This window comes from uncultured Actinomyces sp., from assembly GCA_900541895.1.
In the GTDB taxonomy this organism is placed as follows: domain Bacteria; phylum Actinomycetota; class Actinomycetes; order Actinomycetales; family Actinomycetaceae; genus Pauljensenia.
In genome coordinates this window covers 1-13,045 of sequence record UWSI01000004.1, presented here as the reverse complement: position 1 = coordinate 13,045, position 13,045 = coordinate 1, and the positions used below count along the sequence as shown (strand labels likewise).

12 protein-coding genes and 1 pseudogene are annotated in these 13,045 nt (G+C 54.3%); 8 read left to right on the top strand and 5 right to left on the bottom strand.

Annotated elements, in window-relative coordinates; all coding sequences use genetic code 11:
- Positions 1-9: 9 nt before the first annotated feature.
- From yidC to QZR18_RS02090, 6 genes are all read left to right on the top strand, one after another.
- Positions 10-1,308, top strand: a complete 1,299-nt coding sequence (gene yidC / locus QZR18_RS02115; protein ID WP_178705033.1) for a membrane protein insertase YidC — start codon at positions 10-12, stop codon at positions 1,306-1,308.
- 54 nt (positions 1,309-1,362) lie between these two features.
- Positions 1,363-1,899, top strand: coding sequence for a R3H domain-containing nucleic acid-binding protein (locus QZR18_RS02110; RefSeq protein WP_178705031.1), 537 nt, complete (start codon positions 1,363-1,365; stop codon positions 1,897-1,899).
- Positions 1,900-2,571, top strand: coding sequence for a 16S rRNA (guanine(527)-N(7))-methyltransferase RsmG (gene rsmG, locus QZR18_RS02105; protein ID WP_178705028.1), 672 nt, complete (start codon positions 1,900-1,902; stop codon positions 2,569-2,571). It abuts the gene before it with no gap.
- Positions 2,572-2,668: 97 nt separating this feature from the next.
- Positions 2,669-3,541, top strand: a complete 873-nt coding sequence (locus QZR18_RS02100; RefSeq protein WP_178705025.1) for a ParA family protein — start codon at positions 2,669-2,671, stop codon at positions 3,539-3,541.
- Positions 3,542-3,727: 186 nt separating this feature from the next.
- The gene (locus QZR18_RS02095; RefSeq protein ID WP_178705022.1) at positions 3,728-5,041 is read left to right on the top strand and encodes a ParB/RepB/Spo0J family partition protein; all 1,314 of its coding nucleotides are present in this window, start codon (positions 3,728-3,730) and stop codon (positions 5,039-5,041) included.
- Positions 5,042-5,407: 366 nt separating this feature from the next.
- Positions 5,408-6,043: an HAD family hydrolase gene (locus QZR18_RS02090; protein WP_178705019.1), complete on the top strand. Its 636-nt coding sequence runs from the start codon at positions 5,408-5,410 to the stop codon at positions 6,041-6,043.
- A gap of 95 nt (positions 6,044-6,138) precedes the next feature.
- Here QZR18_RS02090 and QZR18_RS02085 read toward each other — a convergent pair whose 3' ends face one another.
- The 3 genes from QZR18_RS02085 to QZR18_RS02075 all read right to left on the bottom strand — a co-directional run bounded on the left by QZR18_RS02085 (position 6,139) and on the right by QZR18_RS02075 (position 9,225).
- Positions 6,139-7,089 carry a D-alanine--D-alanine ligase gene (locus tag QZR18_RS02085; RefSeq protein ID WP_178705016.1) on the bottom strand — a complete coding sequence of 317 codons (951 nt, stop codon included), beginning with the start codon at positions 7,087-7,089 and terminating at the stop codon, positions 6,139-6,141.
- Between the two features lie 15 nt (positions 7,090-7,104).
- Positions 7,105-8,424 carry a PLP-dependent aminotransferase family protein gene (locus tag QZR18_RS02080; protein ID WP_178705012.1) on the bottom strand — a complete coding sequence of 440 codons (1,320 nt, stop codon included), beginning with the start codon at positions 8,422-8,424 and terminating at the stop codon, positions 7,105-7,107.
- A 96-nt stretch (positions 8,425-8,520) separates the two neighbouring features.
- Positions 8,521-9,225: an MgtC/SapB family protein gene (locus QZR18_RS02075; RefSeq protein ID WP_178705009.1), complete on the bottom strand. Its 705-nt coding sequence runs from the start codon at positions 9,223-9,225 to the stop codon at positions 8,521-8,523.
- A gap of 201 nt (positions 9,226-9,426) precedes the next feature.
- On the opposite strand from QZR18_RS02075, the gene QZR18_RS02070 reads away from it, so the two are divergent.
- Both QZR18_RS02070 and QZR18_RS02065 read left to right on the top strand, forming a co-directional pair.
- Positions 9,427-10,101, top strand: a complete 675-nt coding sequence (locus tag QZR18_RS02070) for an ABC transporter ATP-binding protein (protein WP_178705187.1) — start codon at positions 9,427-9,429, stop codon at positions 10,099-10,101.
- Positions 10,098-11,462 carry an FtsX-like permease family protein gene (locus tag QZR18_RS02065; RefSeq protein WP_178705006.1) on the top strand — a complete coding sequence of 455 codons (1,365 nt, stop codon included), beginning with the start codon at positions 10,098-10,100 and terminating at the stop codon, positions 11,460-11,462. Before QZR18_RS02070 ends, QZR18_RS02065 begins: the two co-directional genes overlap by 4 nt.
- Before the next feature lie 312 nt (positions 11,463-11,774).
- On the opposite strand, the gene QZR18_RS02060 is transcribed toward QZR18_RS02065, so the two are convergent.
- Positions 11,775-12,842, bottom strand: coding sequence for an LLM class flavin-dependent oxidoreductase (locus QZR18_RS02060; RefSeq protein WP_178705003.1), 1,068 nt, complete (start codon positions 12,840-12,842; stop codon positions 11,775-11,777).
- 4 nt (positions 12,843-12,846) lie between these two features.
- Positions 12,847-13,045, bottom strand: a pseudogene (locus QZR18_RS02055) (hypothetical protein); the annotation flags it as partial.

Genomic DNA, 13,045 nt, shown 5'->3' with positions numbered 1-13,045 from the left:
AGATCTCCTGTGGATTCCATTCTCTATCCCTTCGTTGTCGCAGTCGCATGGCTGTGGATTCGAATTCACGACTTGCTTCTGCTTGTTGGAATGAGTTCAGGTGCAGGACTTGCATGGATTATCTCCATCATCCTGCTGACCATCCTTGTGCGCGTGCTCATCATCCCTCTGTACCTCAAGCAGCTGAAGAGCATGAGGGGCACCTCTATTGTTCAGCCCCAAATGCAGAAGATTCAGGCGAAGTACAAGGGAAAGACCGACGTCGCCTCGCGCCAACGGATGCAGCAGGAAATCTCCGAACTCAATAAGAAGTACGGCGTCAACCCCTTCGCGTCCTGCTTGCCGATGTTGGTTCAGCTGCCCGTTCTTTTCGCAATGTACCGCGCGATCTACGCGATCCATGCACTTGCTGAAAACACCTACTCGGTCGGTTCGCGCCACATTGATTCACTGGGTCCGATCACTCAGTCGGTCGCCAGCGAGATTGATGCGTCCCAGGTCTTCGGTGTTCCGCTGTCGCACACCATTCGCGACTCGCAACTCATGTCGCTGCCGACTCTGGTCTTCATCATTTTCATCATCGTTATGGTTGCAACGCAGTTCCTGACCATTCGCCTGACGATGTCGAAGAACATGCCGCTGAACCAGGACCCGAACAACCCGATGGTCCGTTCGCAGCGCATGATGATGTACGTTATGCCCTTCATGTTCATCTTCTCGGGTCTGTTCTTCCAGATGGGTGTCGTGATCTACACGACGACCGCGGGCATTTGGGGCTACCTGCAGATGCTGTGGGTGATTAAGAATATTCCGAATCCGAATTCCGCTGCTTACAAAGAACTTTTGGCCAAGCGTCAGGATGCGTACCAGTCGTGGGCACGTCCCTTCTTCGCGGACTACGACGAGAAGCGTCGCGAACTGGCCGATGGATCCGATGAGCTCACGGCTCTTAACGAGACCACGCTGACCGAGGTTCGCAGCCGTGCCAAGCGTCAGAAGATCGCCTCTGATTTCCCCCAGGCCATGAGCGCTGGAGAGATCGTTTCGGTTTACCGCAACCTGTCCATGCAAGAGTGGACGACCCTTCCTGATGAGGTTTGGATGAAGGGTGTGAAGGTTGCTACTGAGCGCGCGGCAGAACGTCGCGAGGCTGCTGCTAGGCGTGAAGAGGCTCAGCGTCAGGTTCGCGCTCGGGGCGGGCAGGCCGCTTCTTCCGAGGCCTCGTCAGATGCTGAAGCTGCAGAGCTCGAGCGCAAGCGTCAAGAACGTCGCAAGGCTCGCCGCGCCGCCGCAAAGAAGAAGCGCTGAGGCGCCCACAGACCATTCGATGCCTGAGGCATCAAACCCCTACGGAGGATTAACATGAGCGAAGAAACGACAAACGAGCTCTCGCGCCTTGAGGAAGAAGGCGAGCTCGCTGCCGATTACTTGGAAGAACTGCTGGATATTGCCGACCTTGACGGTGACATCGAAATTGATGTTGAAAATGGTCGTGCATCAGTAGAAATCATTTCGGAAGATCCATCTGCCCTGGATCATCTGGTTGGCGAAGACGGTGAAGTTGTCGACGCCCTTCAGGAACTGACGCGCCTTGCTGTTCAGACCGAAACCGGCGAGCGCTCGCGACTCATGCTGGATATCGCGGGCTTCCGTGCCGATCGTAAGGCGGATCTTCAGGACCTCACTCACGAGGCAATTGCGCGCCTCCGCGCGACGGGCGAGCCCCAGAAGCTTGAGCCTATGAACCCCTTTGAGCGCAAGGTGTGCCACGACGTTGTTGCTTCCGAGGGTCTTCGCAGCGAGTCTGAGGGCGTTGAGCCCCGTCGTCGCGTCGTTATTCTTTCTGCGGGGGATGTTGACGCTGATACTGACTCCGCCGACGAGGCCGAGGAGGCCTGAGTGGACGCGCTCGGTAATTCCCCTCGCGAGGCCGAAAGTGACCTTGAACTTGAGGTTCCCGGACCCGAGGTTCGAGAGCTCTTCGGTTTGGCCTACCCAGATATTGCCGAGTTTGCGAACATGCTTGTTGAGGAAGGTGAGCTCCGCGGGCTGATCGGTCCGCGTGAGCTCCCCCGACTTTGGTCGAGGCACCTGGTCAACTCTGGCGCCGTCTTGGATTTTCTTCCCAAGAAGGGACAGATCTTGGATATCGGTTCTGGGGCAGGCTTCCCCGGGATCGTTATTGCGATTTGCCGCCCAGATCTTGATGTCCATCTTGCTGAGCCCATGGCGCGACGTTGCGAATGGCTTGCTGATGTCGTGGACACTCTTGGCTTGGACAATGTCAGCATTCATCAGGCTCGCGCCGAGGAACTGCGAGGTAAGGGCAAGGCCGATGTGGTGACCTCACGTGCATTGGCGAATATGACAAAGCTTGTGCGTATGACTTCAAAGCTCATTGCTCCCGGTGGCTCTCTTGTCGCTCTTAAGGGGCGCCGTGCGGGTGAAGAAGTCGAGGCTGCTGCCGCTGAGTTGAAGCGTCATCACCTGAGTGCTCAGATCCATGAGGTCCCCTCGGTAATGGAAGACGATTCGACGTACGTCGTTGTTGCGAAGAGACTTCGTTCTTAATACCTCATTTCTTTTCCACGGGTGTGTCCTCGGTTTTCTCCCGTGGGCATGACTGCCTACACTTGTGTCATTGACGTGTGAGAAAGGCTTGTGTTTTATGGCCGGCGATACCCCACTTTCGGACCAAATTACGCGGAATTTTCAGGATCGAGAGTTCCTTGAGACGGCTGAGTTTGGCGTACCCGCGTCGACACGTGTTATTGCGGTCGCGAATCAAAAGGGTGGCGTTGGTAAGACGACCTCGGTTGTCAATCTTGCGGCCTCTTTTGCGCTTGCCGGTTTGAAGGTTGTTGTCATCGATGCAGACGCTCAGGGCAACGCTTCGAGTGCTTTTGGCATCGCTCATGGTCCTGGCACGCCTTCGACGTACGAGGTCATTACCGGTCATTTGTCGATCGGTGAAGTTCTACAAGCCTGCCCCGAGATGGATAACCTCTGGGTATGCCCGGCTACTATTGATCTTTCGGGCGCGGAAATCGAGCTTGTCGATCTCGAACGTCGAGAGTTTCGTCTTGCCGATGCCGTTGAGTACTTCGTTCAGGCATATCAGCAAATTGATCTGATCCTTATTGATTGTCCACCCTCGCTTGGACTGGTGACCTTAAACGTGATGGTTGCAGCTGACGAGGTTTTGATTCCTATTCAGACCGAGTACTACGCGCTTGAAGGTTTGAGTCAGCTGTGGTCGACCATTGATCGCATCAGCGCTGACCTCAATCCAAAACTACATGTTTCAACTATGCTTCTTACTATGGCCGACAAGCGTACGCGCTTATCCGATGAAGTTGAGAATGAGGTACGGTCACACTTCCCTGAGCAGACACTGCAAACTGTCATCCCTCGTTCAGTTCGAGTTTCTGAAGCGCCAAGCTACGGGCAGAGTGTCATCACTTACGATCCGAATGGTGCCGGCTCACTTGCCTATCGCAAAGCTGCGTACGAGCTGAGCCATCGGTTGGCGAAGGGGTAACTCGTTTTCTTTTTTCAAAACACTTTTTCAGGGTTTCGGTCGTTTTGATGGGCGATCGAGCCCTGATTCATTTGCTCAGGAGAATGCGTCTGTGAAAACGCGTTTTTGTTTGTTCGATACACATTTTGCTGTTTCACGTGAAACAATGGAGTCAATATTCAGTATTCGCGAGATTGGTAAGTGTGCATGGCCGAGCAATCAGAATCGACTCATAAGGCCCAACGTCGTACAGGTTTAGGGCGTGGTTTGGGTGCACTCATCCCCCCGGCTCAAACTGAGAAGCCTGAAGATGTTGCCAGGCGACCACTCGACGTTCTTTTCCCAGGTGAGCGTAAAGCGTCGGGCGCGGTGCGTGGTGGTTCCGCGCGTGAATTGCTCGAGCCGAAATCTCGAGCAACGAAGTCAGCATCAGTTAAGTCCAAGCCAACAGCTCATACTAAGGCGCGCGTACACGCCGCAGCTAGTATCGCTTCGGAAGGCGAGAAGGCTCCGTCTACCTCTGGTGTTACCCCCACAACTGGATCTTCTCAATCTTCCCGATCCTCGCGATCTGGGCAAAAGTACACACGCAAGTCTCATGAAAGCACTTCGATGCATGTGAGCGATGATGTTTCACGTGAAACATCGGATTTGATGCAGGTGCCCGGAGCGACATTTGCGGAAATCCCGCTTGATCAGATCGTTCCGAATACACGCCAACCCCGGCAGGTATTCGATGAAGACGACCTTAATGAACTCGCCGCATCGATTCGAGAAGTCGGTATCTTGCAACCGATTGTTGTTCGACGGATTCCCCTGAACGAAGTACCTTCTGTGACGCTCAAGGGTTTTCTTGAGGAAAAGCCGGAGGCTCGTTATGAGCTGATTATGGGCGAACGACGTTTGCGAGCAAGTGAACTTGCAGGCTTGGATACGATCCCGGCCATCGTCCGACACACTGAAGATTCGGATTTACTACGCGATGCACTGCTTGAAAATCTCCACCGAGCGCAGCTGAATCCTTTGGAAGAGGCATTTGCGTATCAGCAGCTCATGGCCGATTTTGGGGCCACACAGGAGGAGCTGTCGAAGAAAATTGCACGTTCGCGTCCGCAAATTGCTAACACCCTTCGCCTACTCAAGCTACCAGCCTCGGTGCAAAAGAAGGTTTCCGCACAGGTCTTATCCGCGGGCCACGCACGTGCATTATTGGGCCTACCTACTCCCGAAGATATGGAAATCCTTGCGAATAGGATCATTGCCGAGGGCTTGTCGGTACGTACCACTGAAGAACTGGTGCGTCTTGGATCAGTGCAGCGTCCCTCCAAGCCTTCGTTGAAGCGAGTAAAGGTTACCTCTCCGCTTGGCGAGCACATGAGCCAGGTGCTCGCAGACGCCTGGGATACGTGCGTAACTGTTTCCGAAGGTAAGAGGAAGGGAAAGATCATTATCGAGTTTGCAGGCTCGGATGATTTGCAACGCCTTGCTGACCTTCTTCTTCCGCACGTGAACCACCAGTGATCGGCGAAGAAATGGCATTTAACCGGGTGGTCATTGATCTGAGATAACTGGTCAGCTAGATGACGAACTAGTGGGGGATGTTTCACGTGAAACATCCCCCACTGTGCTTGATATCGGAATAAGAAATAGCTCGGCGAAATCATGACTTGCATCATCACATGAAAATGAGCGCAAGCAGGTAATGGTTCGGGTTGTTAATAACGGTCAGGTTGGAATGAGGAAATGCACGCGGCCTGGACGGTCACGGTCCGCTTTCTATGCCAGGTGCATACAGAGATCTGCAACAGTTCTGAATGTGAGAATGACATTGGTTGATTTTGTTGAAACGGCAGTCATGCGAGAGAATAAAGGCGGAGGTTGACATACATGGCTGACGAGCTCAATACTGAACTAATTTTCTTCGATGTTGGAGGAGTATTAGTTAGCCAACGTACAGACCCGGCAGAATTTGCGTCAATCATAGGCCTTGATGATTCTGCTGAATGCGTCACCCTCGTCGACAAAGCCGTATGGGCACATCGCGACACATATGACGAAGGAATGTCGGATCTAGACTTCTGGGATTCGGTTTCAGGAGATTGCGGCCTACCTCAACCCTCAGAAGATCAAGTCCGCAAGCTGGTGACCGCTGATGCTTCGCGAATGCACGCTATCGACGAAGCGGCGGCGCATCTACTCAGCGACCTGAGAAGTGCGGGGTACAACCTAGGGTTGCTCACGAACATGCCAGCGACGCATGCATCAGTCGTGATGGAAAGCGTCTGGGCTCAACGGTATATCAATGGTCCGATGATCTTTTCCTCGCATGTCGGTATCACCAAACCGAATAGAGCAATCTATCGAGAGGCACTTGCTTCGGCCCAGAGAGAGCCGCAGAAACTCCTCTACATTGACGATCGTTCCGAGTACGTCAAGGCTGCAGAATATCTTGATATACCCGCTCTGACCTGGGAAAACGCAGATACCATCCGGGAAGATTTGAAGAAGCTGGGCATTCTTTAAAAGCTTGAGAATAAAGTTTGGGGCTACACCATCGCGGTGTAGCCCCAAACTTGTAGCTCGAAACTATAAAGCTAGATTCGCCTGGCAGAGTGCAGTTACCTGCGCTGCGCGACGTACTCGACAATAGATGCACAGATCTCGTCGAAAGAGCCTGTCGCTTCCGCAGCCTGAGGGAATAGCGATGTATCAGTCATACCGGGCGAAACATTCGCATCAATGAACCAGAAGTTTCCGTCTTCATCAGCAATGAAGTCAATACGGGAGAGATCACGCAAGCCCAAAAGCTCGTGAATCTGGATGGCTGCAGACTGCACATCCGTCATCTCGTCGTCACTCAGACGAGCGGGCACAAAGTACTCACTCTCATCGGTTGTGTAGCGAGCTTCGTAGTCGTAGTGTCCATCATCGGTGGCTACCTCAACGGGAGGCAACGCAAGGGGCCCATCTTCTAAATCGATCACCGAAACCGCAATGTCACGTCCAGCAACGTAGCGCTCAAGCATGACGTGCTCTTCATAAGAGAAGGCATCAACCATTGCTGAACGCAGATCACCGGCATCGTAGGCCTTTGACATGCCCAGGGCGGATCCACCCGAGGAAGGCTTAACAACCAAGGGGAAGGTCAGTCCGGCCTCGATCATCTTCAGGACATTCTGTGCACCAAGCTGACGGAAAAGCAGCTGGGGAAGGGCAATCCACCCGGGGGTATCGAGCCCCGCGGAACCAACCAAAGCCTTCGCAGTGGGCTTGTTCGAAGCGAGCATCGCCTGGGCAGGCGTTGAACCCACATAAGGAATTCCGGTTCCTTCAAGCAGGGTTTGCAAAGATCCATCTTCACCGATGGAGCCATGCACAAGCGGCCAAATAACATCTGGCTGAAAATCCGAAATTGCAGAGGGAAGGTTTTGATCAAAATCGACAACCTTGGCTGCAAAACCCTGATTGACCAGCGAATTTGCAACACGTCGCCCCGAACGTACGGAAACATCGCGTTCGTGGGTCAGACCTCCGGCGACAATAAGCACCTTCAAAGATTGAGCGGACATGAGGGTTTCTCCTTGTCAGTCTTCGGTATGAACGGAACCGTCATGACGGTTAGTTAAAAATTCAGCATCTTCTTCGGGGGCAACACCGAACATGTCAACCAATTGCTTTTCGGCATTAACAACCCCAGCAAGGCGACGGATACCCTCACGAATACGATCCGGTTCGGGATAGCAGAAGGACAGACGCATGTGATCAGCACCGCGACCGTCATAGTAGAAGGCGGTACCCGAAACGTAGGCAACTTGGGCCTTTACAGCGCGGGGAAGCATGCTGCGAGCATTCAGGCCCTCAGGCAAAGTGACCCAGGTGTAGAAACCACCGACAGGCTTTGTCCACGAGCACTCGGGCATGTACTCATCAAGAGCATCCAACATTGCCTTGCAGCGCTCGGCGTACATCGCCCGGTAGACTTTCACCTGGCCGTACCAGTCGTAATTGTTCAGATAGCTGGATAGGAACATCTGTCCGAACATGCCGGGCGACAAAATAGCTGCTTCCGAGGCCAAGATCAGCTTTGCGCGGATAGCGTGGGGAGCGAGTGCCCATCCAATACGCATACCGGGAGCAAACATCTTCGAAACCGAGCCCAGGTAGACAACACCCTCGGGGGAGAAAGAATGAATAGCGGGCAGAGGATCCGAATGGAAGCCAAGCAAACCGTAGGGATTATCTTCCAAAATCAGCACGTGCTCGCGCATGCAAATCTCCGCGATGCGTTGGCGCCTCTCAAGGGTCAAGGTCACGCCAGCAGGGTTCTGGAAATTTGGAATCGTGTAGAGGAACTTAATGGCGCGACCGGCCAACTTCAGGCGACGGATCGTCTCTTCCAAGGCCTCGGGAATCAGACCATCTTCATCCATATCAACGTGAACAACATCGGCTTGGCGAGCGCGGAAACACCCCAGAGCGCCGACATACGAAGGAGACTCGGCCAAAACAACATCGCCCGCGTTGATGAAGAGCTCTGCCATCAGGTCCAGGGCTTGCTGTGAACCGGTAGTGATCACCACGTCATCGGGATCGGCGCCAATGATCCCGTCATAGGTCATCACGCTGACCAGTTGCTCACGCAGGGGCTCCCAGCCTTGGCCGGAACCGTACTGCAGGGCCTGAGCGCCAGAGGTCAAGATCAAGCTCTTTGCAGTTTCAGCGAGGCTCTCCAGAGGAAGATCCTTCAAGTTCGGCATACCGCCAGCAAGGGAAACGACCTCGGGGCGAGAGACAACCGAAAACAGTGCGCGAATCTCAGAAGCTCGCAGGTTATGAGCTCGATCTGCGTAGGCATCAAACCACGGGTCGAGTCGATTTCCCTGTGACTGAGGATCCTGAGACATAAGCGAACCTTTCTATACAAGTATGTCGGAGGACACACGTAACTAAGTGTGCCACTAAAACGACTGGCGTGACATAAGTGCCGAGGCCGTGGACACTTAGTCCGCGCCGTGTGGGTCCGCTTCCTCAACGGAATAAATACCGGGAAGATCAGAGATTGTGGCGATCAGTGCGGGAAGCGCAACACGGTCGGCGGTCGTCGTCTCAATGAATGCATGTCCGCGTTTACCCTCAGTGTCAGATCGAACCTCGGAAACGCTCCACTTTGAATCTGTCATCACGCTCAATACGCGACGCATGACCCCTTGACCGGGATCGAAGACCAACTCCAAAACAATCGTGTTGGGACGACGGGGAGCATGGGGACCGATGTGGCGTGAAAGGGGTGTCAGTGCGAAAACAACAATGAAGTGCATGAATGTGACAGCGGTTCCCGCGATCCACAAACCTGCGCCACATGCCATACCAATCCCGGCCGTCTCCCATACGGTTGCGGCAGTGGTCAGGCCTCGGACTGCTCCCGAGCGGGTCAGAATGATACCTGCGCCAAGGAAGCCAATTCCAGAAACGATCTGTGCGGCGACGCGAGAAGGGTCAACGCGCACAAGATCAGCCACGAGCACGTCATTAAAACCGTACTTCGAGACGACCATAAGAAGGGCTGAGGTCATACCGACAATCGCATCAGTACGAAGACCAGCGCTCTTTCCGCGTGCCTGACGCTCCAAACCGATCAGAGAGGAAAGGAATAGAGCAAGCAAGATCCCGAGGATCTGATCAATATGTTGGCTCAGAGTGAGCACTAGTCCTCCTTGGCAGCGGCGCGGTGACTGTGGTGTCATTGATTGTTTACAAGGGTACATCCCCTAGGGAAAACCAGGGGTAAATCAGGGCCTTACCTCATGGTACAGACGGGCAGCGAAGCGCAGACTTAAACCATGACTTCACCACTGCAGCAGGGCGCAGGCGCGCCACAAGCTTCTTATGCATCCACGGCCTCGGGAATGGTTGTCAACGGACTCACGAAACTCTATCAACGTGGCGGAAATACCGTTCAGGCGCTCGCGGGAGTCACCCTATCAATCCCCCAGGGCAGCCAACTGGCAATTATGGGACCCTCGGGGTGCGGGAAGACGACGCTTTTGCACTGTTTGGCGGGAGTGCTGCGACCGACGACGGGAAGTATCACCCTGGATGGCACTGAAATGACAACACTGAGTGAGGGTGCGATTTCGGAACTGCGCCTCAAGCACTTTGGTTTCGTGTTCCAAGATGGGCAGCTGCTTCCAGAACTTCCCTGCCAGGAAAATATTGCAATGCCCCTGATGCTGGCAGGAGTTGCGCGTAAAGAGGCCATTGCCCGCGCACAGCAGATCCTGGTGAATCTGGGGCTGGAGGGTGCAGGGCCTTACCGCCCAGGTCAACTCTCCGGAGGTCAGGCGCAGCGCGTTGCGATTGGGCGCGCGCTCATCACCAATCCCAAAGTCGTCTTTGCCGATGAACCCACGGGTGCCTTGGATCAAAGCACCGGTGCGGAGGTCATGGGTGTACTGACCTATGCCTGCCAAAGCACCGGAGCGAGCTTGATTCTGGTGACCCATGATCCTTCGGTGGCCGCGCGCCTTCCGCATGAAATCCATATGCGAGACGGCCTGATCGATCAGCAGGTGTCTCGATGAGCGCAACACTCACTGCGGCACGCGCAGTCCTAGGTTCTCGTGATCGCGCGACCTCGATCCTGACAGTTCTGGCTTTCGCCCTTCCCCACGCAATTCTTCTTTCCGTCACGGGTGGGGTTCTGATGTTCTTCGAGCGTACCTATGACTTGCCAAATGGTTTCGAGGGGATGGGTGCCTTTTATGTCATGCTGGCGTGCTTTGCGGGTCTTTTAATGATCGTCCCGACTCTAAGCATGGGCGCTGCCGCTGCGCGTCTGGGAATGAGTCGGCGTGCACGGGATCTAGCGGTTCTTCGCCTCATGGGATTAGGGCCTGCACAAACACGTGTTGCGTGTCTGATCGAAACCGCGGTCTATGCAGCAATTGGTGTTGTGTGTGGTACCGCTCTGTATGGTGCGCTTTTGCCGGTTTGGCAGCTGATTTCCTTCCAGGGTCAGCGCATAGGGGTACACGAAATGTGGGTTGGTCCGCTTGTCCTCCTTGCCGAGGCCGTACTGATGATTGTGCTGGCCGCCGCTTCGTCGATGCTTGCGATGCGTAAAGTGGTCATTACACCTTTGGGCGTTACGCGTCGTACTGAGGGGGCAAAGGTTTCACCACTGTGGCTGATCGTGATGCTTGTTCTGGTCATTGTCTGGGTGATTGTTGCTCAGATGATGATGCAGCTGGGGATGGCAATTGCGATGGGGCTATTCTTCGGATTCCTCGGTGTGATTTTTGCGCTGGTCAATGTCGTGGGAGCTTTTTCGGTATCCCTTCTAGGCAAGGCCATGGCAAGCCTTGCGCGTACTCCGCAGATGCTTCTTGCGGGTCGTCGGATTGCTGATGATCCCAAGAGCGTCTGGAGGTCTTTTGGTGCGGTTGCCCTAGTCGCTTTTATTGTCGGTGTGCTCATGCCGATCTTCAGCTCGATGACGATGGGTGATACGGGGGACATGGAGGAAGTCGCAAGGATCCTTATGTCGGATATTCGCACGGGAATGCTTTTGACCTTCGGTATCACTATGGCTTTGGGTGCAATCTCTACTGCAATCAATCAAGCCATTCGCGTGATTGATTCCGTTGACCAGATGAAAGCTTTGGAATTCATGGGGTCGCCCCGAAACTTCATGGATCGTTCGCGCAGGATTGAAATTCTGCTTCCAGCACTGCTCATGATCGGAGGAGCGATGAGCTTGGGCATTTTGTTTATGTCTCCGGTGATGCTCCTGAGCGCTGGGCTTGCCCCAATGCTGATTTTGGTGGGTATGACTGTGCTGGGCATTGGGCTGATTATGTTGGCTTCCGAGGCCACAGGACCCTTGCGTCGTAAACTATTGAGCGATCTTCGCGAGGGGAATAACTCAATTAATACGGTGTAAAAAGAGCGCTTTAAGGTTGCATCTTAATCAGCTTTAAACAGCCTCTGAACTGGGAAAATGTGCATCAATCAATGCACATTTTCCCAATTTTTATCGGTTAGTCGGGATTAAAATAAAGGCACTGGTTGGGAGGTCAGGGTTTCGACCGGGCTGAGCTTCCACTTGCAATGGCGCTGGTGGAATGACTTGCCGGTGCTTTTGCCCCTACAAAAGCACCGGCAAGTCAGCCGTCCAGATACTGCAGCTTCCGCAGGTAGATGTGCTGTATAAAACCCCGCGATAGCCCAGTGCTACGGACTTAATCAAACGGACTTAATCAATCGGGTAGCCCGTTGGGAGACCCTGGTCAGCAGGAACCCAACCGAGCTCTGGTGCCACATATTTGGCGAAGTTGCTGATGATCGACAGATTTTCCTCGAATCCCAACTGGTTGGGAATTGTCAGCAGCAGAGTATCCGCCGCGGCAATGGCCGGGTCTGCCTTCAACTGCTCAATCAATTCATCGGGAGAGGCGGCATAGGAACGACCGAAAGTCGCAATTCCGGAATCCAAGCGTCCAACCTGGTCGGTTGAATAGGCCTCAAGACCGTACATTCCGCGGTCCTTTGCGCTAAGCAGCGGAAAGATCGAACGCGAGACAGATACGCGAGGAGTCCACGGATGTCCCGCTTCCTTCCATGCTGCGCGATAGCGCGCAATCTGCTCAGCTTGGATTTCTCCGAAGCTGCGATCACCGCTTTCAAAGACCAGAGTCGAACTCATCATATTGACGCCGTCACGCGCGGTTTGCTCGGCGGAATAATTCGAACCCGCGCCCCACCAGATGCGCTGACGGAGGCCCTCAGAGTGAGGGAAAATCGGCAGAGGCGAACCGGGTTGGACCATCAGTGGATACTGCTCGCCCTCAGGAGCGGCAGTTGCCATCCCCTTCCCATCGATGGCGTCAAGGAAGCGGTAGAACTTCTCGCGAGCCATATCACCACCGCGGCCATCACTCTCATCGCGATAACCGAAACTTTCCCAGCCTCGCTGAGCGATCTCAGGTGAGCCGCGAGAAACACCAAGTGCGACGCGGCCATCGGCGATCTGATCCAGTGCAGCAGCTTCCTCAGCTAAGTACAGTGGGTTTTCGTAGCGCATGTCGATAACGCCGGTACCCACTTCAATATGTGCTGTCCGTGCTGCAACCGCAGAAAGAAGCGGCATAGGGGAAGCACCTTGAGGCGCGAAGTGATGAACCCTGAAGTAGGCCCCGTTCACTCCCAGGTCATCAGCAGCAACAGATAATTCGATTGCCTGATGAAGGGCATCGCGGCCGCTCAGGCCTCGACGACCATCGCGGGCATAGTGCCCAAAACTTAAAAACCCAAAATATTTCATAAAACTACTCCTGTGATTCAAGCCAATGCTGCGCATCCAATGCGGCACGACATCCGGAGCCTGCAGCAGTAATGGCCTGGCGGTAGGTGTGATCAACAGCGTCGCCACAGGCGAAGACACCCGGAAGGTTCGTTGCGGTGCTCGGGTCATTGTCCATCAGCTCCGGGCCAAGGACACCCTCGGGGAAACCGGGGAAGTTCTCA